The following is a 23,700-nucleotide window of genomic DNA, read 5'->3' on the forward strand; positions in this document are numbered from 1 at the left end:
AATCATTTATAGCTTGCTCACTATGTACATTTACTATTTGTTATTCCCATAGTTTTATAGCTAGAAAATTAAACAGTAATTAATAAAAACAAAACCAAAGTCGCACACTATGCGCAACGTTTTCCATTCCAAAAAGTAAAGCGAAGAAATAATTAAGAAAATGCAAAAATTCCCGAAAATTATTTTTCCGGGCCCTTTTTATTTCATTCCGGATGTTCGCCAGATTAGAGCATTAAATCGCCACGCATGATCAGACGGGCAACAGTTTGGTATACACGTATTTTTATCGGAGAATCAATAGCCCCCCAAACTGAATGCATAGGGGGCAGAAAATTTTATGAATACTCATCAGGTGCTAGGCAACCTTGGCTGCATGGCAGCCAGAATTGTTCTGCCTTTGAGGCGGCACTACAATTACAGTGCACCTGTCTCATACCTCAGCGCAAGCTCTTTTAATTTTTCCAATAAACCTCCTTCAAGCAACAAATCCCTGGGAATATCCCATTGCTGCGGAGGAATTTCAGAAATGTAACTCACACGGCTAGCATTCCAGATATTAAAACCCGGTAAATTTTCTGCGCAGCAATGAGCCATTGCATTAATGCCAATGAACTCACCATTAAACTCTTTTCGCAGGCTACGCTCAAAATCAGAGACTCCACCTTGATCCTGTGGTTTAAAAAAACCATTTTCAAAACGATCCACAAGCCAGGGCAAAGCAGACAATGGAAATTCTTTTTGTGTCATATTCCAAGATTTATTAAGCTTGTTCCAAAATACGGTATGTATTACCAAGTAATTATCTTTTTTATATAACCTTACCTTTTTTTCTGGAAACATCTCATAATAAATAGAAAATAGAAACTGCTCATTGACTTTTAATTTATCTGGATCAATTAGACCTAAGGGCTGAGAAATTATTTTTTGATTCATTTAAACCACCTTTAGCGGCACTAAGTTAATAGTTTTGACATTACTCATTTTGCTGATAGGTGGCGGATTGTTTTCCAATGTCAAAGTTTCCACCACTCCGTATTCCGTACTTTTCTCACGAGACTGAGTTAATCCGTTACCCGTAAACTCACTGTTAGCGCCAATTTCTGTTCTAACATTATGACGAGCACTAAATTTCTTTTTGTCCGATGAGGCAATACTTCCCGCAAACATTTCCTCATCTTCTTTATCAAATTCTTTAAGACCAGCATCGCGATAAGCATCCATATCCCGCGCATATTGCTTTTGATATTCCGGAGTCATTACCTCAGACAAAACCGCAGAATCATGCTTACCGCCTAAATATTTTTGTGTCGGCTCTTGCATATTATCCCATGTAGGGATCAGCGTATTTTGGCCAAACAAATCACCCTTTTCACCTCGATCAATAATGTGCAGTACATAGTCCTTGGAAGGATCGTAAGGAGTACCCAGGATATCGGCAATCAGTTGTGGGTCGGTATCAGCATTTTCCAACTGATCAAAACTCGTGGCCCATATTGGTACAAGCTTGCTATCGCGCTGATAAGCGAGCTTCGCATCTGGATCAATGTTTTTAGTTTGGAAACTAACCAGAAACCGCTCCTGACTCACCTCATTATTTTTTACTTTGACTAACTGCTGCTCATCTGTGTATTTAGCTTGGTAGCCCCCTGTTATCAATCGTTCACGTGCATCTTTCAGGCAGTGCGCACAATCATCCAAGGTTTGCGGCGGTGCTTTTTTGGCTGGCGGCTTTTCAGTATTACTGCTCGCTGAAGAATTATTAGCCTCCGGCGCCAAAGGCACCGGTCTATCTGCTGCAGTAACCGGGAGAAATTCCTGCGCTTTTACCGATGGAGTTTTGGGTGGTAAGGGAATTTTGTAGGCAAGCAATTCGCCAGTAGCGAGTAACCCTAGGGCTTCGGCCAAAGGGTTTCGTTTTTGATAGCTGTTGTAGAGATTTTCGCCATTCAAATAACCTAAAAACGCCTCATTGCTAATGCCTAATTCCGCCAACAATTGTTGGGCAGAAGCTGCCGTTTGAATCGATTCCGGGCTGAGATCAGTTGCGCTGTGGGGTTTGGGGCCTTTGATGATGCTTAGACCAAAACCCTTTTTGCCCGCCAGACAATGGTTGGCATTCATTGAAGGCAGCTGATAGAGCGACAAGTCGCCCCGCACAATCGCCTCGGCAACAGCTTGATACACCTCTCCCGGATGACTGCTGTGAAAATCGGGGAGCCGTTGATGAGTGCTTTTTAGAATTTGCACCCATTGCGCTGGTGCCAGCGGCAGCGTTGCAACGAAGCGAAAGGTGGAATAGGAATCGCTGGAGTAGCGTTTTGCTGAAGATGAACGGGATGGATTTGAGCGACTGGTCAGCTCATAGGACTGACCAGTAAAGCTTTTAATAATGAGATTGACCAAAATTGCATCCTTGTGTTGATGATCGCGTAGAAACTTGAACGCGCAGTGTAAGGATTCAACGCTGTATGTCCAGAGTTAAGGAATCAGTGAGTTAAAACTGTGATGCCAGTCGGGTAAGAGCGGGCGCACTATATGTGCCAAGTGAAGCAGAGAATAACTACCCCAGTGCAGAATGTTGTACTTAACATTGACTGCACTGGGGATGTAAATTGGTTCAGGTTTGGGCTGCTCCCAACAACCGCTGCATTTCCTTCCGCACTACGGCGTAACATTCGCAAGCATAACCCTCAAGGCTTTTGCGATTGAGTACGGATATATGCCCGCGCCGGTAACTAATGCATCCATTTCCCTGCAAACTGGCTGCGGCAGCCGTAACACTTTCGCGGCGCACGCCGAGCATGTTGGCAACTAATTCTTGCGTGAGTACAAACTCACCCGAGGTGATGCGATCCAAGGTGAGTAGTAACCAGCGGCTGAGTTGTTGCTCCACTGAGTGGTGGCGATTGCACGCGGCGGTTTGGGAGACTTGAGTGATAAGTGCCTGGGTGTAGCGAAGCAGCATTTTTTGTAGGGCAATATTGTTTGCAAACTCGGCATTTAGCAGCGACCGCTCCAGGCGATACGCGTAACCGCTGGTGTGTACCATGGCGGAGCTGGGTGTGGTGTTGCCGCCCATAAACAGCGAAATACCCACCATACCTTCATTACCTACACCGGAAATTTCCACCGAGGCGCCCGAGGCAGTGACATAGTGCAACGACACTATAGCGCTCGTAGGAAAATAAGCGTGCTGTAATTGTGTGTTGGGTTCGTAAAGCATATCGCCCAGGCGCAATTGCACTAATTCCAAATTCGCCTCAAGCGGCGCAAGATTGGCGGCAGGTAGTGCGCCCAGTAAAAAATTCAGGTGGGGTGTCTGCATTTTTTCAGCGGAAGTCATCGATGCGCCCTTTGGTTTTGTGAGTGCAGAATTAACTACTGGCGGTATTGTTGATAAGGGCATTGCTGTACACCATTTGTTTACACTGCACGCCTATGCCGCGATAGCCGATAAAGCGACAGGCTTGATCAAACATGGGTTCACCACTCACACGATAATGCTGCTGTGAACCGTCGGGATAAGTGCGGCTGAACGCAAAATCAATAAAAGGTTGGCGCGCTTCAATAGCCGCGTGTAATTGCGCGCGCTCGGCGGCGTCCCATCCGTCCGGGTCATCACCCTTGGTGCTGCCATCCAGTGTATCGACGCGAATGCCGAGCATATCCAGTACCGGGCCAGACACTTTGGTGAAATAACCGCGTTCATCCTGTTCCCAATACCAATCGGAGGCCAGCTCGGTCAGGCTGCGAAAACGCGCTTCACTTTCGCGCAATTCTGCAGTGCGCTCGGCCACTTTTTCTTCCAGTTCTTTGCTGTAGTCTTCCAATTTTTTATACAGCAAGCGCACTTCCAGCATATTGCTGATACGCGTTTTTACTTCAATTAAATCAAACGGCTTGCTGATAAAATCTTTTGCGCCAGCCTGCAATGCACGCAGTTTATGTGCGGGCTGGGCGGTCAATACAATAACCGGCAAATAGGCGTCGGTAATATTGGTGCGCAAACCCGCCATCACTTCAAAACCATCCATGCCCGGCATTTGTAAATCGAGCAAAATTAAATCGTATTGGTGCTGGCGATGCAGTGCGCAGACCTCCAGGGGGTTGAGGGTAGCGCTGAGATTTTTATAGCCCGCCTCGCTGAGTAATTGCTCCAGCAATTGCACATTGGAGAGCTGATCATCCACGATTAAAATTTTTGCGTTTAGCAAATCCATCGTCGTCAGCGTCATAGGGGTTGCCCCGCGTGTGGCGCCGGGTGCGCATCAGCATGTTTGAGTGTGAGATCGAGCGTATCCATAAATTCATTCACTTTAATGGGCTTGGTGAGGTAGCGGAAAAAACCGGCCTCCAAGCCCTTGGCAATATCGCGCGGCATTGCATTTGCGCTCAGTGCCACAATCGGAATATGTTTGGTGCTTGGGTCTTTGGCGAGAATAAGCAGCGCCGTAATACCGCTGATGCCGGGTAAATTAATATCCATCAAAATCATGTCGGGCAGTGCACTGCGCGCCAGTGCAACACCTTCAAGACCATCGCGCGCGGTAATTAATTTAATGTCCGGGCGACGCGCAATCAGGTCTTCCACCAACATCAAATTGGCGGGGTTGTCCTCTACATACAACAACAAATGTTGTGCAGCATTCGTTTGGCGATAGGTTTTTGTCGGCTCATCACTGACTTCACCGACATCCTGCACTCGGGTAGTGGTTAAATCCATTTCCACCCAAAATACGCAGCCCTGCCCAACCACACTGTCCAAACCAATGGCGCCACCCATTAATTCCACCAGCCGTTTGGTCATAACCAAACCTATACCTGTGCCCTCTTCCGCATTGGCTTCCTGCCCAAGGCGATTAAACGGCTGGAATAATTGTTCAATTTGTTCGGGCGCCAAACCTGAGCCTGTATCCTCCACGGAAATACGAATGCGCCCCGGCACACGCTCCTCACAGGTCACAGTGACACTGCCGCCAACACTGTTGTATTTAATGGCGTTGGATAACAAATTAATCAGCACTTGTTTAACGCGGGTGCGATCTGCCTTCACAAAATAGCGCATGCCCAGTGGCGGAAATGTCACGCGAATACCGCGTTTGTGAGCCTGCGGTTCAATCATCGCCGCGCATTCCAGCATCACATCCGCCAAGCCCATAGGCTCAAGCGAGAGCGATAATTTGCCCGATTCAATTAACGCCAAATCGAGAATTTCATTAATCAATTCCAGCAGATACCATCCCGCTTGCAGTATCTGATCGATGCTGCGTTTTTGCGTGGCGGTCGGCGGTGGGTTACCCGATTCAATTAATTGTGCAAAACCTAAAATCGCACTCAAGGGTGTGCGCAATTCATGGCTCATGCTGGAGAGAAAATCGGATTTGGCGAGGTTGGCTTTTTCCGCAATCGCCATGGCCTGAGTTAATTTCAACTCTGCTTGTTTGCGCTGGGAATTGTCGGTACCAATTAATAAATAACCAATCAAACCATCTTCATCATCGCGCAGTGGCGTGATCGAGACTATCGCCGGAAAACGGCTGCCGTCTTTGCAGATGTAAGTGAGCTCGTAAATATCTTCAATACCGCGCGATGCCTTGAATGCGAGCGCTTCAAAACCGGGGTTAATCTGCGTACCCAATTCCAGACTCAACGCCTGCGCACGCTCCAACTCCTCGTGTGGATCGTAGATATCACTGGGGGTAATTTTATTGACTACATCATCGGCAGCGTAGCCCAGTGAACGTTCTGCACCGATATTAAATAATTGGATAATGCCATTCTCATCAGTCGCAATAATGGAGAAGTTTGCGCTGTTCAAAATTGCATTTTGCAAGGCGCCGGTTTTCAACAGCGCCTGCTGCCGCTTTATTTCACTCATACTTTCTGCACTGCGCGTATTGGTTGGAGGAACAGCGTTCTCTTTTGTAGTAATCATGTACCAACACCCTAAGAAATAACCAATTATCCAAGTGCAACCTGCCTGGGGCAGTGCGAATTTCGCCCCCCTGAGGCAACCGGGAATAATCATGATGTTTTAGGGCGCTGTCTGTACGCTACCGAACATACAGAAACATAAATACAAACTAGAGATGATGGGTAACAATGCAAAAAGCCAGCAATTGCTGGCCTTTTGATCACAATCCGGCTATTGCCGGTGCAATTATTTTTGCGGGTAAGCAAAAATTACGTTTACGCGGCGATTATCCTGTTGACCAGCAGCACTGGTGTTGTAGGAGTAGCGACGGGTTTTACCAAAGCCTTCTGCAGTCAAGCGCGAGCGCTCAATACCTTCCTGGGTTACTAGATAATCCACTACGTTTTGTGCGCGCTTGAGTGAGATCTCCTGCGCAAGTGCCGGCGTGGTTTGCAAATCAGCGGTGTGGCCTTCAATAGTGGCGGTCACGGTTTTGTTTTCTTTCAAGAATTTGGCAACCTTGCCCAACTCATTGTGGTACTGCGGTTTAACGGCAGCGCTGTTGTTATCAAACTCAACCAACATGCCCATAGTTACCCGCGCTGCAGCAGGCGTTAAGCCTTCAATATCACTGGCGCAAGAGATCATGGTGTTAATGCGACGGTTAGCGCGTTTACCATCTTCCGTTGCATTGCTGGCGATTGGGCGGGTATCGCCATAACCTACGGCGCTAACACGCGAGCTGGCAACACGTTGTTCGCGCACCAAATAACTCATGACACTTTCAGCGCGATCACGCGACAATTCCATATTGGATTCAGGCGTGCCGACGTTATCCGTGTGGCCTTCAACAACGGCTTTGGTGTCCGGGTATTTTTTCAGGAAGGTGCCAACTACCGCCAGGCGCTCTAAATCTTCGCGCTGGATTTCGGCATTGTTAATTTCAAATTGCACATCGAGCGTGGTGCAGTATTCATCGCGCATTTGATCGCGGCGAGTCACTGGCTCTACGTAGGCTGCAGCCGGTGCTGCATTTGGCTCACCAAAGCGATACAGCGCGCCGAGTGAGTACATGTTGATGTTGCCGTTATTGCCCATTACATCATTAATGGCATAGCGCTCTGCTTCAAGGCGCATACCGAATTTTTGAGTGAAATCATATTGCAGACCACCACCCCATTTAAAATTCACATCGCGATCGCGGCGATGGCGATCGGTAACAATCACGTTATCGCTACCTTGAAAGCGGTCTTTCGATTCACTGTAATGTGCACCGGCACGGGCAAAGGCCGATAATTTTTCAGTCATTGGCAATGAGCCAACCAAATCCAGATTAAAACCGCGGGTTTTGGTGCGGGTTTTTAGTGCACCTTCATTTCCTTTAACGGCACGCGAACCGAATTGGCCCAAATCAAAATAACCACCTTCAATGGCGAAGTTGTCATTCAATTGGTAACCGGCAAATACTTTGTAACCGTTGTCGCGATCATCATCAGTCAGTGACGTTAAACCACCACCGATTTCGCTTTGGGCGATTGCGCCGTCGTTAATACTTTCGTGGGTCTGGCCAATATTTAAACCGCCGTACCAATTTGAAGTAAGGTCGTATTTGTTGTCAGCTTGTGCAAACAATACCGGGCTGCTCACCATGGCTGCAAGGCTGATTGCCAATGCAAGACGGGTAGGCTTGAGTGATTGGGTGCGTGAAATATTTTGGGTGTGTAAATTAGGTGGTGTGTGTTTCATGTGTAGCTCCGGGAGATGTGCCGTCCGTGATTGCGCGGAGTGCGCAGCCAGACCTTAGGCTCAATAAGCTGAGCGGCTTCTTCGGTGGCCAGTATCTGGTTTTCTAGCAGTGAGATCGGTGCGCTGGCAAACGGAGACAGTGTTATTTTTAAAGAGTTTCAATTTTTATGCGGGTTTTTCAATTTTATTGTTCAGTTTTTCAGCAATATTTTTTTGTAGCCGCAATTAAAGACCAGTGCCGTTAATTTAACCTGTTGGTGTTAGGCATACCCGCGTGCGCAGGTTTAACAAAAGGTGAATATTTCAGAGTGTCGCTTTACCCGATGAATAATTGCTGAATCAAATTATTTAGCAATCAACGAGTTTTATTAATGAATAATTTTTGCAAGCCATTGGATTAGCGCTTCATTAACACGCTGTGGTTGTTCAAGCGCAGAGAGGTGCCCGCAGTCACTCACCATCACTAAACCTGCGCCTTCTATTGCCGCCACCATTTCCTGATGCAGACCTATAGGGGTCAGCGCATCCTCGCGACCACACAACACCAGCGTTGGACATTTAATTAATGATAATGAGGGAATACTATCGATACGACCGGCGATGGCGCGCTGCTGGCGAATAAAAATTTTATTGCCCAGGCTCATTGCCATATCGGTAATTAAACTGACGAGATCTGCATCCTCCATATGCATGGGGTGCAGCTGTTTAGGCATTAGTGCTGCAATGACCGCTTGGTAATTGGATTCTGCCTGTTCAATTGCTTCGTTGCGCATGTCGCGCGCAATAAGCGAATCGGGCCGCGCACTGGTATCCAGTAATGCGAGCGCCACAATCCGTTCCGGCGCCTCGCGCATAATTTCCAGTGCAACATAACCACCCATCGACAAACCAGCCAAGGCAAATGGCCCGGCTGGCGCGCTGGCTAAAATGTCCGAAGCCATTTCGGCGATGGTGTGGCCTTTGGTTAAATCGCCAACAGTCACCTGCGCAATTTCCGCAAGCCCGGATACCTGGTGTTGCCACAAGCGTGAATCATTCACCAAACCAGGCAATAAAACGAGATGCGGATATTGAGCAGCTAACATGTGACTCTCCAATAATAAGAAGCAACTAAAACACTATTTAATGCGCATATCATTTTTTACCGATTTAACACCACCGACACCACGAGCAACACTCACCGCGCGGTTGATATCGCTTTGTGAAGTTACAAAACCACTGAGCTGCACCACACCTTTAAACGTCTCAACATTAATTTCTGTCACTTTGAGTTCTTTGTCCTCAAGGATGGCGGCTTTTACTTTCGTGGTTATGACACTGTCATCAATATATTCGCCCGTGCTTGAGCGGGTGGAGGTAGAACTGCAACCCACCAGTACGGCGAATAAAAATGCCATTAATAACGCAATGCTAAAAACATGGGCAGCACGTGCGCCAAGTTGCGCAGTAGTCGCTGTGGCGGTGTTAGTAAAAACAGGTAAATGAAAAGTATTCATAGGAAGCCTCTTTAGGAATGAATAAACGACCATAAGAGCATGCCGGTTTAACTACACCAACTCCGTACGGCAGGGCACAGAACCACCTAAATCGATAATTTTTTTTGTTCGCACGGCATGTACGCTAGCGCACCGACAGCCGCCACTCGCAAATTCCAGAATGTGCTTCTTTTATTAATAACAGAGCAAACTTTATGGATCTGAAAAAAATTATCGCCCTGGCATTTATCATTATTGGTATTGCCGGTCTTGCTTACGGCGGTTTCAGTTACACCAAGGAGACACACGAAACCAATATTGGCCCGCTGAAGTTGAGCGTAAAAGAAGAGCAGCGAGTGAACATTCCCTTATCGCTCGGTATTGGTTTTATTATTCTGGGCGGGGTATTGCTCGCTGTGCGCATTAAACCCTAGTCATGAACTGGGGTTTAGTTAGGAAGGAGAAATTGTGCAGTAAGACAAGGAATTGTGTTACTGCGCGCATGGAGGCATACGTAAAACACGCGGCAATTCGCAAGGGCGAATAACCGACGAAATGGTTAATGGGCAAGGCATAAGCCGATCAGTTTCTTTTTTTACAACGGCATAACATTCACAGGTTAATTGCTCCAACTGCGGGCGATCCAGCACAGTAATTTTTCCGCGCGAATATTCAATCACACCCAGTTTTTGTAATTTACCCGCCGCTTCGGTGACACCTTCGCGCCTTACGCCAAGCATGTTGGCAATTAATTCTTGCGTCATGGTTAAACAATTACTCGGCAAGCGATCCAACGACAACAGCAGCCAGCGACACAATTGTTGATCGATAGAGTGATGGCGATTGCACACGGCGGTTTGTGCCATTTGGGTAATGAGCGATTGGGTGTAGCGCAGGAGCAACATCAGCATTTCAGTGTGGCGATTAAATTCTTCTTTGAATTTTTGCCCCAGCAAGCGGTAGGCATAACCACCGCTTTGGATGATGGCGCGGCTCGGTGTGCTTTCGCCGCCCATAAACAGCGCGATACCGATAATGCCCTCTTTACCCACCACTGAAATTTCTGCCGATGAACCGTTTTCCATCACGTATAGGAGCGACACTATGCAATCGATAGGGAAATACACATGGCGCAAGGTGTCGCCGGATTCATACAAAACTTTGCCTAAGGGCAATGCGACCAGTTCAAGGTTGGGGAGCAAGCGCGCTTGTACCTCGGACGGCAGGGCGGCAATTAGATAATTTTGTTGCGGTTTTAGTGACGGGGATTTAGCTGTTTGTGGCATAGGCGTTACTCCAATAAGTGCTATCGAACATCCAGGTGTCAGCATCTTAGCCGAGCAATCGCGGTAGCTATGTACGTTAGCGTACAGACTACGCCTAAACATCACCGAAGAATTTATTATTTTGCTATTGGTGGGAAAATCATGAGCAATCGCATAACACCGGTTTTTTTTGCAATTGTTTTTATGGGTGCAATCGCGACTACGTCGCTTTTTGGCGGGGTTGCGCTGTTGTTATTTTTGTTGATGCTGGGAGCAGTAGTTATTGGCGAACGCGCTTTTGTCTTGCGGCGCAGGTAATGCATTAACCATAGGTGATGCGATTGCGCCCCTCTTGTTTGGATTGATAGAGCAAGGCATCGGCGCGGTTAATGGCTTCTTCCAGCGGTTCATCACTGCCCAAGATAACCAAACCGCCACTCAAGGTGATGGGGCTGTTGTCGGTAATAATTCGCGTGCGCTGGGCGGCGCTGCGCATGCGCTCGGCCACATCCCGCGCATTTTCCACTTTATCCAGCGCAATCAACATAATAAATTCTTCACCGCCCCAGCGACAAAACACATCCGAGGGGCGACAGGCGTTTAACAAATTAGCGCCCAATTGTTTCAGCACCGCATCACCCACCGCGTGACCATAGGTGTCGTTAATTTTTTTGAAGTGATCTATATCCATCATCAACACCGCCAGGCTGAGCTGTTGGCGCTTGGCAACGGCCATGGCAACTTCTGCCGATTCAAAAAAACCGCGCCGGTTAAATGCCTGGGTGAGCGGATCAACCCGCGTTAAGCGCGTGACTTCTGCCAGTGTGCGCTGCAGGCGCAGCGACATAATGGCGAGAATAGTAATCAGCACCACCACAAACCAAACACCCACACTGTCGCGCGCGGCCGCACGCCACAATTGCGCGCGGGTCAAGCGATGCACCAGCCAGAGTTCGTCATCAATCACCCAACTGCTGAGCCACAGGTCACCGTCTTTACCCTTGTCCCACTCCGTGAGGCTAGTGCTCAACGGCGGGTGCAACAATACGCCCGGTGCAAAACCACTCTGGCGGGCGATAAGGCGATCATTCTCGCTGATCAACATGGATTCGCCCGTCGCCGTTCCCACATTGGTCAAATGCTCCAGCGTATTTACGCTCAGATCCAGCGCCACCATGCCCAGAAATTCATCGCCACTGTAGACCGGCCGGGCAAAAGTAATCACCCAGCCTTTGCCGGCCATGTCTTTGTAGGGGCCTTTAAGAACTAAACGGCGCGAAGGGTTAGTGTGTTCGCCGCCCTCCAGCCAATAACCACTGTTGTAAAGTTCGGGCGTAAAGTGAAATTCGGCGGGGGAAATTTTGGGGGCGATGTAAATAAAATTATGGCGCGATTGGTAATAAAGCCAGGCGACTTCCTCTGCGAGTTCCAACGCCGGGGTAATTTGGGCATCCAGCGCCAGCGCGGCATGAATTTCCCGCTCTACTTGCAGCGGCAGGGGCAACTCACCCATGCCCGTCAAACTCCCGGCAATAGCATTGTGTTGCTGTAATTCCCACACCCCGAGTTCAGGGTGTTGCTTCAGGGTTAAGGGGCGGGAGCCTGGCTCTACCCCCACTTCATAACGCCCGACCAATAAATTGTGCATGACCAGCACCCGGTCGCGCTGCAGTGCAACAAATTGGCGTGTCAGTTCGTGGCGGCTTTTAAATGTTGTCTCCACTTCCGCTTTTAATTTCCACAAATGACGGGCGAACGTGGCGGTGCAGGTAATGATGCAAAACATCGCCAGCACGCTGACCAATAACAACACCCGTTGTCGCGGTTCAATCAACATGCAATGGCTCCAGCTCAATCCCGATTGATCAAGTAAAGCCCAGCTGCTGAGGTAATACAAATCGCGCAGATTGATGTGCCAGTACAAAAACACTTTTCTGCACACTTGTAACTAAACGTCGAGAAATGTAAATGCGGTTGCCCGTGTGATAGCGGATGCTTAGGCTCTCGTATAGGTCTATTCGTAATACAAATTCTGTAGTTTACTTTTTAAAACAAAAACAAAGACCTACCTAATCGACTGATCTTCTAATACGGATTTTTCCATGCCCGACTTTCTCGCACGTTTATCACCCGGCCAACGTTGGTTGGCCATTATTGCCCTGCCTATTGTGCTGCTTGCCGTTTGGTTTTTTGGCTTTCGCGACGCAGAAGAAAAACGCCCGCCGCCACCTAACCCCTGGATGGGCCCAACACCCGTGAATGTAGTCACGGCGACCAAAGAAAATTTAACCGTCTATATAAAAGCGATTGGCAGCGTTGCACCGCTCAATACCGTGACCGTGCGCAGCCGGGTAGACGGCCAGTTATTGCGTATTTTGTTTGAAGAGGGGCAACGGGTAAAAGCGGGCGATTTACTCGCCGAAATTGACCCGGCCACTTATCAAGTGCGCCTGGCACAGGCCGAAGGCACGCTGCAGGAAACCCGCGCGCAGTTAAAAAATGCCGAGGAGGATTTGGCGCTCTATCAAAGTCTGCTGAGCAAAAATTCCATCGCCAAACAACAGTTTGATAAACAAAAAGCCTTGGTTGAACAGTTGCGCGGCACCTTAAAAAATCACACCGCACAATTGGATGATGCGCGCCTGCAGCTCTCTTACACCCGCATCACCGCGCCCATTGCCGGCCGCACCGGTTTACGCAAAGTGGATGTGGGCAACTTAATCAAAACCGGCGATGCCGAAGGGTTGGTCACCATCACCCAAACCCAGCCGATTGCCGTGATGTTTACCATCCCCGAAAACCAATTAATTGCCGTGCGTGGCGCCTATGGCGATGCGCAAAAAAATAACCGCACCCTGCCGGTAGAGGCGTGGGATCGCAGCGAGCAGAGTTTATTGGCAACCGGCCAGCTCACCACCCTGGACAACCAGATCGATACCGCCACCGGCACCCTTAAACTAAAAGCCCAGTTTGATAACAGCGATGACAGCCTGTTCCCCAATCAATTTGTGAATGCGCGCTTGCAGGTACAAACCCTGAACGATGCCATCACCATTCCGGCGGATGCCGTGCAGTACGGCTCCAAAGGCACCTATGTCTACACCATTAAAGATGGCAAAGCGGCCATGCGCCTACTGAAGTTGGGGGCAAGCGAAGGCACCAAAGTCGCGGTGGTAGAAGGTTTGGAAGAAGGTGAGCAGGTGGTATTGGAAGGCTTGGATCGTTTGCACGAAGGCAAAGACGTCAAGGTGATGGAATGAGCCTTTCCAAACCGTTTATTTTGCGCCCGGTCGCGACCTCGCTGCTGATGTTGGCGATGTTGCTGGCCGGTATTTTGGGCTATCGTTTATTGCCGGTGGCCGCGCTGCCGCAGGTGGATTACCCGATTATCCAGGTATTCACCTTTAACCCCGGTGCCAGCCCCGATGTGATGGCGCGCACCGTCACCGCCCCACTGGAGCGCAGCCTGGGGCAGATTCCCGGCTTAAAACAAATGTCGTCCACCAGCTCCACCGGCGCCTCGATTATCACCCTGCAATTTTCCCTGGAGATTGATTTGGGTGTGGCCGAACAAGAGGTGCAATCCGCACTCAACTCTGCCAATAACCTGCTGCCGAATGACCTGCCCACACCGCCGATTTACCGCAAGGTCAACCCCGCCGACACCCCCATTGTCACCCTCGCCGTCACCTCCGCCAGCCTGCCGCTACCGGAGGTGTATGACCTGGTGAATACGCGTATGGCGCAGAAACTCGCGCAATTGCCCGGTGTAGGCATGGTGAGTTTGGCCGGTGGCCAGCGCCCGGCGATTCGCATCAAGGTCAACCCCAACGCCCTCGCCAGTACCCAGTTGAGTTTGGAGCAGGTGCGCAACGCGGTTGTCACCGCCAATACCAACCAGCCCAAGGGCAGCTTCGACGGTGAATACCGCTCCACCATGCTCGACGCCAATGACCAAATGCGCTCAGTGCAGGAATATCGCGATTTGCTGATCAGCTGGCGCGACGGTTCACCGCTGCGTTTGGGCGATGTCGCCACCGTGGAAAACGGCGCTGAGGATCGCTTCCTCGCCGCTTGGGCCAATGAACAACCCGCCGTGCTGATTAATGTGCAGCGCCAACCCGGCGCCAACGTGATTGAAGTGGCCGACAGCATTGCCGAGCTGCTGCCCAAACTAACCGCCACCCTGCCCGCCGCAGTGAATGTAGCGGTGCTGACTGATCGCACCGAGAGCATTCGCGCCTCGATTCGCGATGTGCAAAAAGAGCTGATTTTTGCCATCTGTTTGGTGGTCGCAGTGACCCTGGTTTTCCTGCGTTCAGTGCCCGCCACCATTATTCCCAGCCTCGCCGTACCGCTGTCACTGGTGGGTACTTTTGCGGTGATGTACTTCCTGGATTTCTCCATCAATAACCTCACCCTTATGGCGCTCACCATCGCCACCGGTTTTGTGGTGGACGACGCCATCGTCATGCTCGAAAACATCGCCCGCCACCGCGAGCAGGGGGAATCGCCCATGCAAGCGGCGCTCAAGGGCGCGGGGGAAATCGGGTTTACGCTGGTATCGCTCACTCTGTCGTTGATTGCGGTGCTGATTCCGCTACTGTTTATGGGTGATCTTGTCGGGCGATTATTTCAGGAGTTTGCAATTACGCTGGCGGTGGCGATTGGTATCTCGCTGCTGGTATCCCTCACCCTCACCCCCATGATGTGCGCGCGCATGCTCAAAAATGCGCCCACCCACGGCAGTGAGCCGGATTTTATGGAGCGGGTGATTGTGCGCTACGGGCGCGGGCTGGATGTGGTGCTGCAACACCAAACCGCCGCCATGGCCGTGATGATTGGCACTGTGCTGCTCACCGCCGGGCTTTACCTCGCCGTGCCCAAGGGGTTTTTCCCGGTACAGGACAGCGGCGCAATTCAAGCCGTGACCGAGGCGCCGCAGGACATTTCCTTCAGCGCCATGGCCGAAAAACAACAGCAATTGGCAGAGCAGATTTTGCAGGATGAGGACGTTGAAAGCCTGTCGTCCTTTATTGGAGTAGATGGCAGCAACACTACCCTCAACTCCGGCCGTTTGCTCATCAACCTCAAATCCCATGACGAGCGCGACGCCCATGCCAGCCAGGTGATTGACCGATTGCGGGAGCAGATCAAAAACGTTACCGGCATTACCGCCTGGTTCCAGCCGGTGCAGGAACTGAGTATTGAGGACCGAGTGAGCCGCACCCAATATCAGTTCAGCTTAACCACCCCGGATGGCACCGAATTGGATACCTGGGTGCCGCGTTTATTAGAGCGTTTGCGCATGGAGCCAGCCTTGGCGGATGTCGCCGCCGACCTGCAAAGCCGTGGCCTGCAAGCCTATGTGGAAATTGACCGCGACGCCGCCGCGCGCCTCGGGGTGCGCATTAGCGACATCGCTGGCGCCCTGCAAACGGCTTACGGCCAGCGCCAAATTGCGACCCTGTTTACCCAGGCTAACCAATACCGGGTGGTACTGGAAGTAGACCCCGATTACGCCCAGGGTATCGCCGCACTGCAAAATACCTATGTGGCCACCAGCAACGGCACACCGGTGTTGCTTTCCACTATCGCCAAAATCACCCAGCGCCCGGCACCATTGCTGATTAACAATCAAGAGCAATTCCCCTCCTCCACTTTCTCTTTCAACCTCGGTCCCGGTGCATCGCTAGGCGCTGCGATTGAAGCCATTGAAGCCGTGGAAGCGGAAATGGGCATGCCCGCCACCCTGGAGTTGCGTTTTCAGGGCGCCGCCGAAGCCTTCCGAGCCTCGCTTAGCAATACGCTGTGGCTGATCCTCGCGGCGATTATCACCATGTACATAGTGCTGGGGATTTTGTACGAGAGCTTTATCCACCCCGTCACCATTCTCTCCACCCTGCCCTCGGCGACGGTGGGCGCACTCTTGGCGCTATTACTGACCGGCCAACCGCTGGATTTGATTGCGGTGATCGGGGTGGTACTGCTGATCGGGCTGGTGAAAAAGAACGGCATCATGATGGTGGACTTTGCGCTGGACGCCCAACGCACCCTCGGCATGTCGCCGCGCGAAGCGATTCATCGCGCCGCCCTGATGCGTTTCCGCCCAATTCTCATGACCACCCTCGCCGCGCTGTTTGGCGCAGTGCCCCTGATGCTCGCCTCTGGCTCCGGCGCCGAATTGCGCCAACCACTGGGTTTGGTGATGGTGGGCGGCTTGCTGGTAAGCCAGGTATTAACCCTGTTCACCACGCCGGTGGTGTATTTGTTTTTTGATCGTTGGGTAAACAAAAAACCCGCGGCCGATCCCGTTCCACAAGAGGTGGAGGCGTAAAACAAATATGAATATCGCAGAGCCGTTTATTAAAAGACCCGTCGCCGCCAGCTTGCTGGCGGTGGCGATTGTATTGCTCGGGTTATTGTCCTGGCGCTTGTTGCCGGTGGCACCCTTGCCGCAGGTGGATTTCCCCGCCATTCAGGTGTACGCCAGCTTGCCCGGCGCCAGCCCGGAGAGTATGGCATCTACCGTGGCGACACCGCTGGAGCGCGCGCTGGGCAGTATTCCGGGCGTAACCGCCATCAACTCCAACTCCACCCAGGGGTTCACTAACATCTGGGTAGAATTCACCCTGGATCGCAACCTGGATTCCGCCGCGCGCGACGTGCAAGCCGCGCTCAATGCTGCGCGCGGTCAACTGCCCGCCGGTATGCCGGGCAACCCGGGGTATCGCAAAATCAGCCCATCGCAAGCGCCAATTATGGCGCTCGCACTCAGCTCCCCCAACCTTGCGCCCAGCGCACTCTACGACGCAGCCTCCACCGTGCTCGCGCAAAAGCTGGCGCAAATTAAAGGCGTGGGCCAAGTGGGTATCGACGGGGCTTCGCTGCCTGCGGTGCGCATCCAACTCAACCCCAATGCCTTGGCCAATTACGGCATAGCGCTGGATGAAGTGCGCAACGCTATCAGCACTGCCAATGTGCTGCGCCCGCTGGGTTTGCTGGAGGAGGATGACACTCGCTGGCAGGTGCGCACCAACGAAAGCCTGCGCAGTGCCGCCGACTACAAAAATCTGGTGATCCGCTATGGCGATTCCGGGCCGGTGCGGCTGCAGGATGTGGCCACAGTGAACGACTCGGTGGAAAACCGTTATACCGATGGTTTCCACAATCGCAGTTCGGCGGTGACGCTCACCGTGAGCCGCCAAACCGGCGCCAATATAGTGGAAACCATCGACGCCATTAACGCCCAACTCCCGGCGTTGCGCGCGCTGATGCCCGGCGACACCCAATTAAAAGTGGTGATGGATCGCTCCCCCGGTATTCGCGCCACCCTCAAAGAGGCAGAGGTCACTTTGGTGCTGGCGGTGCTGTTAGTGGTGGCGGTGGTATGGGTATTTCTGGGCAGTGCACGCAGTGCACTTATTCCGAGCCTTGCGATTCCGGTGGCCATTATCGGCGCGTTTGTGGTCATGTACCTCTACGGATTTTCGCTCAACAACCTCTCGCTCATGGCGTTGATTGTGGCGGCAGGATTGGTGGTAGACGACGCGATTGTGGTGCTGGAAAACATCAAACGCCATATTGAACGCGGCCTGCCCCCTATGGAAGCCGCGATACTCGGCGCCCGCGAAGTGGGCTTTACCCTGCTGGCGATGAACATCACCCTGGTGGTGATTTTTGTCTCCATCCTGCTGATGGGCGGAGTAGTGGAAAAATTGTTCCGCGAATTCTCCATCACCCTCGCCGCCGCGATGCTGATTTCACTGCTGGTATCGCTCAGCCTCACCCCGGCGCTCTGCGCCCAACTGCTGAAAAAAGCGCCGAAAAAATCCGAACGTCCCGGCACCTTCGACGAAATCAAACAGGGTTATGGCATCGCCCTCAGCTGGGCGCTGCGCCACAGCCGGATTGTGATGCTGCTGCTCGCGGCAGTTATTGGAGTCAATATCTACCTCTATGTCGCCATCCCCAAAACCATGCTACCCGAACAGGACACCGGCCAGATGACCGCCTGGGTTCGCGGCGACGATGGTTTTTCCTTCCAATTGATGCAACCCAAGATTCAGGAATTCCGCAAAGTCCTGCTCACCGACCCCGCTGTGGAAGATGTATTTGGCGCCAGCGGTGGCGGTAATGGGGTGAGTAATGCGTGGATGCGTATCAGCCTCAAACCCATGGCAGAGCGCGGCGTAAGTGTGCATGAGGTGGTGGATCGCATCCGGCGCCAGATTCCCAGCATTCCCGGCGCCATGATGATGATCGGCCCGGACCAGGACATTCGCCTCTCTTCGCCCTTTAGCCGCAGCGAACAGGAATTGCTGTTGCTCTCCGACGATTTAAAACTGATGTCCAAATGGGCCGCCAAAATCACCACCGCCATGGAAAACATGCCGGAAGTGACCGAAGTGGACGGCGTAAAAGAGGAAGGCACCCAGCAGGTGGTACTCACCATCGACCGCGAAACCGCCCAGCGCCTGGGGGTGGATATGGCGACCGTAGCGACCCTGCTCAATAACTCCTTCTCGCAACGGCAAGTCTCCACCATGTACGACCGGATGAACCAATACCGGGTGGTGATGGAGCTGGAGCCGGGTTACACCGCCACACCGGCAGTATTGGAGCAGTTACAGGTGATTACCCGCGACGGCGAGCGGGTGCCGCTTTCCACCTTTTCCAGCTTTGACTATGGCTTGGCGGAAGATCGGGTGCGTCACACCAACCAGTTCGCCTCGGAGAGCATTGGTTACGGTGTCGCCGAAGGTTTTACCGAGGAGCAGGCGCGCATTGCCATTGAACAAAAAATCGGCGAGTTAATGGTACCCAAAGAAGTCTACCTGGCCACCGCTGGCACCAGTCGCCCCGGCTGGGGGCCAAGCACCCCCGGCATGGCGCAGGAACCGGCGGTGCTGATCGCCTGTGTATTGCTTGCGGTCTACCTGATTTTGGGCATTTTGTACGAGAGCACTATCCACCCGCTCACCATTCTCTCCACCCTGCCCTCGGCTGGCATTGGTGCCCTGCTGGCGCTGCGCTTGAGTGACACCCCCTTCAGCCTGATCGCCATGCTCGGCCTGTTTTTATTAATTGGCATAGTGATGAAAAACGCGATTTTGATGATCGACTTTGCGCTGGAGCTGGAGCGCAAAGAGGGCTTGTCCTCCCGCGACTCCATCTTCCAAGCGGCGATGATGCGCCTGCGCCCGATTATGATGACCAACCTCGCTGGCCTGCTCGGCGCCCTGCCGCTAATTCTGGGCAGTAACGAAGGCTCGGAGCTGCGCACACCACTCGGTATTACCATCATCGGCGGTCTTGCGGTCAGCCAGTTGCTCACCCTGTTTACGACCCCGGTGGTCTACCTCTACATGGAAAAGCTGCGCAACTGGGGTTTACACCGCAAAACCCTTATCTCTCCCCTTGCCTCCACTACCACCTCTGGATCAACCAAGACACAAACCGATTAAAAAAAAGCCAGAGTGTCACTTCGACACTCTGGCAGAGCACTGCTATATTTTGTGCACACCCTCACAGGTTTTGAGGAACGTATCTGAAGGAATGGAAGACCAATGAGTGCATCCTCCGCCAATCAAAGCGAGTTCTACCAGCGCGCCTCGCGCCAGCTGCAGCAAACACTGCGGTCTGGCCGCTTACCTGACTTGGACGAATCCGAACAGCTCGCACGCGAACTGGATATCTACCGCCTCGCCCTGCAATTGCAGCAGCAAGAGCTGGATCAGCTAGAGCAGAAACTGACTGAATTTGCCAGCCACGAGCGCGAACAGTTAGAGGCGCTGCGCACTAACGCGCGTATCCTCGAAGCTTCACAGGCCATCGCCAAAGTCGGGGGCGTCGAGATGCACGTACCCACCCGCAGCCTCTACTGGACTGCCGAAACCTATCGCATCCACGACACCACCCCCGAAGAATTCACCCCCTCACTCGACGAGGGCTTTTCTATGTACTTGCCTGGCTCCCGCGAGCGTATCGCCCAAGCCATGCGCCACGCCATAGAAACCGGCGAAGTGTTTGATATTGAGGTGGAAAAATACACCTTCAAAGGGCGCAAAATCGACCTGCGCACAACTTGTACCGCCCACTATGAAAATGGCACGCTCGTGCGCCTGACCGGCATTTACCAGGACATTACCGAGCGCAAACAAGCCGAGCGCCGCTACCAGCATCACAACCATATACTGGAAATACTGCTCACCAAAATCCCGTTGGATGAGGTGCTGCGCAGTATTGTGTGCGATGTAGAGGAGCTGGTACCCGGCGCCATTTGCAGCATCCTGCTGACCGACGAGAGCGGCACTCACCTCACTCACGGCGCCGCGCCCCATCTGCCCGAGTTTTATGTAAAGGCAATCAACGGCGCCAGCATAGGCCCTGCCACCGGCTCCTGTGGTACCGCCGCCTTTTTGGGTGAGCGCGTCATAGTGGAGGACATAGACACCCACCCCTACTGGCGCGACTATCGCGAACTGGCTGCCCAAGCCGGGCTGCGCGCCTGCTGGTCGCAGCCGATATTTTCTGCCCAGGGCAAGGTGCTGGGCACTTTCGCCATCTACCATCGCGAACCCAGCAGCCCCCAAGTGGAAGACCTGCGCCTGATCGAAAGTGAAGCGCGGCTCTCGGCACTGGCCATTGAACAGTCTCATGTAGAGACTCGCCTGCAGCTGGCGGCCAGTGTATTTACCCATGCACGGGAGGGGATTTTTATCACCGACCTGCTGGGCAATATCATTGAGGTCAACCAGATATTCAGCGATATCACCGGCTACACCCGTGAGGAAGTGATTGGCAAAAACCCGCGCCTGCTCAAATCCGGCCTGCACGGACAAGAGTTTTACGCCTCCCTTTGGCACGATTTGGAACAAAAAGGTTACTGGCACGGCGAGCTGTGGAATCGCCATAAAAATGGCAAGTTATACGCCACCATGATGACCATCAGCGCCGTGCAGGACGGCCTTGGCCACACCCAAAGTTACGTCAACCTATTCACCGACATCACGCCCATCAAAGAGCACCAGCGCCAACTCGAATATATCGCCCACTACGATGCGCTCACCGGTTTACCCAATCGGGTACTGCTGGCGGATCGCCTGAAACAGGCTATTTCCCACAGCCATCGGCAGAATGCTGCCTTGGCAGTGCTCTATATCGACCTGGATGGTTTTAAAGCGATCAACGATCAATACGGCCACGATACCGGCGACCAACTGCTGGTCAATATTGCCCACCGCTTAAAAGCCACCCTGCGCGAGGGCGACACTATCGCCCGTATTGGCGGCGACGAATTTGTGGTGGTTATGACCGGGCTTGAAGGGCCCAAAACCCACGAATTGGTACTGGAGCGCCTGCTGCACGAAGCCGCTACCCCGCTGATGCTGAACGAGCAGTTATTGCAAGTCTCGGCCAGTATCGGCGCCACCCTTTACCCGCAGGATGCCGCCGACGCCGACCAATTATTGCGCCACGCCGACCAGGCCATGTACATCGCCAAACAGGCGGGTAAAAACGGTTACCACCTGTTTGATGTTGCCAAAGACATGGCGGTAAAAACCCAGCGCGAATCACTGGAACACATTCGTAGCGCACTGGATAAACGAGAATTTGTATTGTTTTACCAACCCAAGGTAAACATGCGCAGCGGCGAAATTATCGGCGTAGAAGCGCTAGTGCGCTGGCAACATCCACAACAAGGGTTAATACCCCCCATCAAATTTTTACCCGTTATTGAAGATCACCCACTGAGCATTGAATTGGGCGACTGGGTAATCGACGAAGCACTGAGCCAAATTGAACGCTGGCAAGCACTGGGGCTGCAAATGCCAGTGAGTGTGAATGTGGGGGCGCTGCAATTACAGCGCAGTGATTTTGCCGCGCGCCTCGCCGAGCAACTGCTCGCTCACCCGCAAGTGCCACCGGCATTTTTGGAATTGGAGATTGTGGAGACCAGCGCGCTCAAAGACATCGCCGAAGTGGCCGACTTAATGCGCGCCTGCTGTGCCCTGGGGGTGCATTTTGCGGTGGATGATTTTGGCACCGGCTATTCATCGCTCACCTATTTAAAACGCCTGCCCGCCGATTTATTAAAAATTGATCAAACTTTTGTGCGCGACATGCTCGATGATCCGGACGATTTAGCCATCGTAAAAGGTGTGATAGGTTTGGCAAACGCATTTCACCGCCGCGTAATTGCCGAAGGTGTAGAGACTATCGCCCACGGTGAATTATTGATTCCTCTCGGCTGTGAATTGGCGCAAGGTTACGGCATTGCCCGTCCCATGCCCGCCAGTGACCTGCCACGTTGGGCTGCGCAGTGGCAACCCGACCCCGCGTGGCGCAATTTCACCGGCTGATTGCACTGCTGGATAAAACTGACCCGGCGTTAAAAAATATCCCTACCCTTCGCACAAAATACAATAGGCCCCGCGCCGTTGCGGCCACCCACGCTATTCTCAGATTGTATTATGAATAATAAATCGTTAATCTTCAGCGATCTTTTTTGCTTATCTGGACGACAAAAATAATGGCGCTTCTCGACCGCAACTTCAATCTTTCACAACGCATGGTACAAGAGCTGGGACGCACAATTATCTGTGGCGAATTCAGTGACGACAGTCTGCCCACCGAGGCCGAACTGTGTGAGAAGTTTGGCGTAAGCCGCAGCGCGGTACGTGAAGCGGTAAAAATGCTTTCCGCCAAAGGGTTAATCTCCAGCAAACCACGCCAGGGCATTCGCATTCTGCCGGAAGACCAATGGAATATTTTTGACCCGGACTTACTGCGCTGGACCCTGGAAAGCCGCCCCACCCTCAGAGTGCTCAAAGAATTCCTGCAAGTGCGCATCGCCATTGAACCCGAAGCCGCCTCACTTGCCGCACGCTACGCCGACGACAAAAAAATCGACGCCATTGAACAAGCGCTGGAGCGCATGCGCAACGCCGAAGAAAACAGCAAAGAAGACCTGGAAGCCGACATCGCCTTTCACGTCAGCATTCTCTACGCCAGCAACAACCGTTTTTACATCCGCCTGCGCGATTTCATTTCAACCGCTTTGCGTGTCAGTATCAGCCACACCAGCCCCATAAAAGGTAACCACGACGGCATAGTGGAAGACCACGCCAAAGTGTTCAACGCCATCAAAAACCGCAACCCCGAACGCGCCAAACAATCCATGCTCGCGCTTATCGACGAAGCCCTGAATTTTATTGAAGATGAAATTGTGAAACAGGAAAGCGTGAAATAATATTTACTCGAAATCCTGAAACGCAAAAAGGCAGAACGCGAGTTC

Annotated in this window: 17 protein-coding genes; 7 read left to right on the plus strand and 10 right to left on the minus strand. The window is 52.2% G+C overall.

Translation table 11 applies throughout. From position 1 onward, the window contains the following. Positions 1-414: 414 nt before the first annotated feature. The 8 genes from D0B88_RS18275 to D0B88_RS18310 form a co-directional block, all read right to left on the minus strand. Complete coding sequence (locus D0B88_RS18275; protein WP_151058958.1) at positions 415-933, minus strand: hypothetical protein; 519 nt, start codon at positions 931-933, stop codon at positions 415-417. Beyond that, entirely contained in the window at positions 934-2,403 is a 1,470-nt protein-coding gene (locus D0B88_RS19200; protein ID WP_225318453.1) for a hypothetical protein, read from the minus strand. Between the two features lie 214 nt (positions 2,404-2,617). Beyond that, positions 2,618-3,343: a Crp/Fnr family transcriptional regulator gene (locus D0B88_RS18285; RefSeq protein WP_151058960.1), complete on the minus strand. Its 726-nt coding sequence runs from the start codon at positions 3,341-3,343 to the stop codon at positions 2,618-2,620. Between the two features lie 31 nt (positions 3,344-3,374). Beyond that, positions 3,375-4,235, minus strand: a complete 861-nt coding sequence (locus tag D0B88_RS18290; RefSeq protein WP_040393832.1) for a response regulator — start codon at positions 4,233-4,235, stop codon at positions 3,375-3,377. Beyond that, a complete protein-coding gene (locus tag D0B88_RS18295) occupies positions 4,232-5,935 on the minus strand; it encodes an ATP-binding protein (RefSeq protein WP_225318454.1) in 1,704 nt (567 codons plus the stop codon). Before D0B88_RS18295 ends, D0B88_RS18290 begins: the two co-directional genes overlap by 4 nt. A 225-nt stretch (positions 5,936-6,160) precedes the next feature. Then, positions 6,161-7,660, minus strand: coding sequence for an OmpA family protein (locus D0B88_RS18300; protein WP_151058962.1), 1,500 nt, complete (start codon positions 7,658-7,660; stop codon positions 6,161-6,163). Positions 7,661-8,028: 368 nt separating this feature from the next. Next, positions 8,029-8,745, minus strand: a complete 717-nt coding sequence (locus D0B88_RS18305; RefSeq protein WP_151058964.1) for an alpha/beta fold hydrolase — start codon at positions 8,743-8,745, stop codon at positions 8,029-8,031. A gap of 33 nt (positions 8,746-8,778) precedes the next feature. Further along, on the minus strand, positions 8,779-9,057 hold the full coding sequence (locus D0B88_RS18310) for a BON domain-containing protein (protein ID WP_040393860.1): 279 nt from the start codon (positions 9,055-9,057) through the stop codon (positions 8,779-8,781). Positions 9,058-9,350: 293 nt separating this feature from the next. On the opposite strand from D0B88_RS18310, the gene D0B88_RS18315 reads away from it, so the two are divergent. Then, entirely contained in the window at positions 9,351-9,569 is a 219-nt protein-coding gene (locus tag D0B88_RS18315) for a hypothetical protein (RefSeq protein ID WP_007646228.1), read from the plus strand. Positions 9,570-9,626: 57 nt separating this feature from the next. Here the strand turns inward: D0B88_RS18315 and D0B88_RS18320 are convergent, their stop codons facing one another. Next, positions 9,627-10,421, minus strand: a complete 795-nt coding sequence (locus D0B88_RS18320; protein WP_151058966.1) for a Crp/Fnr family transcriptional regulator — start codon at positions 10,419-10,421, stop codon at positions 9,627-9,629. 141 nt (positions 10,422-10,562) lie between these two features. Here D0B88_RS18320 and D0B88_RS19045 point away from each other — a divergent pair, with 141 nt between their 5' ends. Beyond that, positions 10,563-10,718, plus strand: coding sequence for a hypothetical protein (locus D0B88_RS19045; RefSeq protein ID WP_191966470.1), 156 nt, complete (start codon positions 10,563-10,565; stop codon positions 10,716-10,718). Positions 10,719-10,722: 4 nt separating this feature from the next. On the opposite strand, the gene D0B88_RS18325 is transcribed toward D0B88_RS19045, so the two are convergent. Next, positions 10,723-12,237 (minus strand): sensor domain-containing diguanylate cyclase, encoded by a 1,515-nt coding sequence (locus D0B88_RS18325; protein ID WP_225318455.1) that lies wholly within the window; start codon positions 12,235-12,237, stop codon positions 10,723-10,725. A gap of 265 nt (positions 12,238-12,502) precedes the next feature. Here D0B88_RS18325 and D0B88_RS18330 point away from each other — a divergent pair, with 265 nt between their 5' ends. The 5 genes from D0B88_RS18330 to D0B88_RS18350 all read left to right on the plus strand — a co-directional run bounded on the left by D0B88_RS18330 (position 12,503) and on the right by D0B88_RS18350 (position 23,655). Beyond that, positions 12,503-13,660 (plus strand): MdtA/MuxA family multidrug efflux RND transporter periplasmic adaptor subunit, encoded by a 1,158-nt coding sequence (locus D0B88_RS18330; RefSeq protein WP_151058970.1) that lies wholly within the window; start codon positions 12,503-12,505, stop codon positions 13,658-13,660. Beyond that, a complete protein-coding gene (locus tag D0B88_RS18335) occupies positions 13,657-16,737 on the plus strand; it encodes a multidrug efflux RND transporter permease subunit (protein WP_151058972.1) in 3,081 nt (1,026 codons plus the stop codon). The genes D0B88_RS18330 and D0B88_RS18335 overlap by 4 nt, the downstream gene beginning before the upstream one ends. A gap of 7 nt (positions 16,738-16,744) precedes the next feature. Then, positions 16,745-19,867, plus strand: coding sequence for an efflux RND transporter permease subunit (locus D0B88_RS18340; protein WP_151058974.1), 3,123 nt, complete (start codon positions 16,745-16,747; stop codon positions 19,865-19,867). A gap of 102 nt (positions 19,868-19,969) precedes the next feature. Next, positions 19,970-22,765 (plus strand): EAL domain-containing protein, encoded by a 2,796-nt coding sequence (locus D0B88_RS18345; protein WP_151058976.1) that lies wholly within the window; start codon positions 19,970-19,972, stop codon positions 22,763-22,765. A 170-nt stretch (positions 22,766-22,935) separates the two neighbouring features. Continuing rightward, on the plus strand, positions 22,936-23,655 hold the full coding sequence (locus tag D0B88_RS18350; protein ID WP_007646210.1) for a FadR/GntR family transcriptional regulator: 720 nt from the start codon (positions 22,936-22,938) through the stop codon (positions 23,653-23,655). Positions 23,656-23,700 lie beyond the last annotated feature (45 nt).

It is taken from the genome of Cellvibrio sp. KY-YJ-3, from assembly GCF_008806955.1.
In the GTDB taxonomy this organism is placed as follows: domain Bacteria; phylum Pseudomonadota; class Gammaproteobacteria; order Pseudomonadales; family Cellvibrionaceae; genus Cellvibrio.

Bases quoted from the DNA above. Each gene is read 5' to 3' on its own strand.
- D0B88_RS18275 (WP_151058958.1), bottom strand. From the start codon at position 933: ATGAATCAAAAAATAATTTCTCAGCCCTTAGGTCTAATTGATCCAGAT.
- D0B88_RS18285 (WP_151058960.1), bottom strand. From the start codon at position 3,343: ATGACTTCCGCTGAAAAAATGCAGACACCCCACCTGAATTTTTTACTG.
- D0B88_RS18290 (WP_040393832.1), bottom strand. From the start codon at position 4,235: ATGACGCTGACGACGATGGATTTGCTAAACGCAAAAATTTTAATCGTG.
- D0B88_RS18295 (WP_225318454.1), bottom strand. From the start codon at position 5,935: ATGATTACTACAAAAGAGAACGCTGTTCCTCCAACCAATACGCGCAGT.
- D0B88_RS18300 (WP_151058962.1), bottom strand. From the start codon at position 7,660: ATGAAACACACACCACCTAATTTACACACCCAAAATATTTCACGCACC.
- D0B88_RS18305 (WP_151058964.1), bottom strand. From the start codon at position 8,745: ATGTTAGCTGCTCAATATCCGCATCTCGTTTTATTGCCTGGTTTGGTG.
- D0B88_RS18310 (WP_040393860.1), bottom strand. From the start codon at position 9,057: ATGGCATTTTTATTCGCCGTACTGGTGGGTTGCAGTTCTACCTCCACC.
- D0B88_RS18315 (WP_007646228.1), top strand. From the start codon at position 9,351: ATGGATCTGAAAAAAATTATCGCCCTGGCATTTATCATTATTGGTATT.
- D0B88_RS18320 (WP_151058966.1), bottom strand. From the start codon at position 10,421: ATGCCACAAACAGCTAAATCCCCGTCACTAAAACCGCAACAAAATTAT.
- D0B88_RS19045 (WP_191966470.1), top strand. From the start codon at position 10,563: ATGAGCAATCGCATAACACCGGTTTTTTTTGCAATTGTTTTTATGGGT.
- D0B88_RS18325 (WP_225318455.1), bottom strand. From the start codon at position 12,237: ATGTTGATTGAACCGCGACAACGGGTGTTGTTATTGGTCAGCGTGCTG.
- D0B88_RS18330 (WP_151058970.1), top strand. From the start codon at position 12,503: ATGCCCGACTTTCTCGCACGTTTATCACCCGGCCAACGTTGGTTGGCC.
- D0B88_RS18335 (WP_151058972.1), top strand. From the start codon at position 13,657: ATGAGCCTTTCCAAACCGTTTATTTTGCGCCCGGTCGCGACCTCGCTG.
- D0B88_RS18340 (WP_151058974.1), top strand. From the start codon at position 16,745: ATGAATATCGCAGAGCCGTTTATTAAAAGACCCGTCGCCGCCAGCTTG.
- D0B88_RS18345 (WP_151058976.1), top strand. From the start codon at position 19,970: ATGAGTGCATCCTCCGCCAATCAAAGCGAGTTCTACCAGCGCGCCTCG.
- D0B88_RS18350 (WP_007646210.1), top strand. From the start codon at position 22,936: ATGGCGCTTCTCGACCGCAACTTCAATCTTTCACAACGCATGGTACAA.